Here is a 600-nt window from a genome sequence, read left to right as displayed (position 1 = left end):
CCTCCCGTCGGGTCGGGGTCTCCTGGACGGCGGTCCGGGGCCGAGGCGGCTTCGGCGGCTCGGGCGGGTCGTCCGGGCCCTCGCCGCGCGGTACGTCGTAGAAGTACGTCCGGGTACGCACCTGCCCGGTGGGCGTCCGTTCGCGACGGCGTTCCAGGTATCCGGCCGCTTCGAGCTCCCTCAGGGCCCGCGAGACGAGGATCTCGCCCTCGCTGAAGTGCTCGCACAGGGCGGTGATGGTCACGGGGGAGCCGTCGGGCAAGGAGGCGATGTACGCCGCGACGCCCACCGTGACCGCGCTGCCGCGCCGCTGGGCGAGGGCGTTGGAGATCACCGTGAAGTCGGCGGTGAGGCGGGTGCGTACGTGGATCACGCCGGAGGTCGGAGCTCCGGCGTCGGCGCGCAGGCGCGCGTTAGACTGCGGGTCAGCCATTCGGGAAGGTGTCTCTTCCTGATCGGTCAGGCCCTCGTTCGGGATTGCAGTCCCGGCCGGGGGCCGTATCTGTTTGCGGTTGTCGCGGCGAACGTAACGGTCCGTGTCCCGCGCCCGCAAGCTGGTCACTCGCACGGGTGACGACCGCCCTCTGGCGCGGGGAGGGT

General features: G+C 72.0%; 1 pseudogene. It reads right to left on the bottom strand.

The annotated features are described in order from the left end of the window. Window positions 1–433: pseudogene (locus C1J00_RS43995) on the bottom strand (hypothetical protein); the annotation flags it as partial. Window positions 434–600 lie beyond the last annotated feature (167 nt).

This window comes from Streptomyces cahuitamycinicus (assembly GCF_002891435.1).
Lineage (GTDB): Bacteria > Actinomycetota > Actinomycetes > Streptomycetales > Streptomycetaceae > Streptomyces > Streptomyces cahuitamycinicus.
Note: the sequence above shows the minus strand (reverse complement) of the source record. Positions and strands in the feature narration are given on the sequence as shown.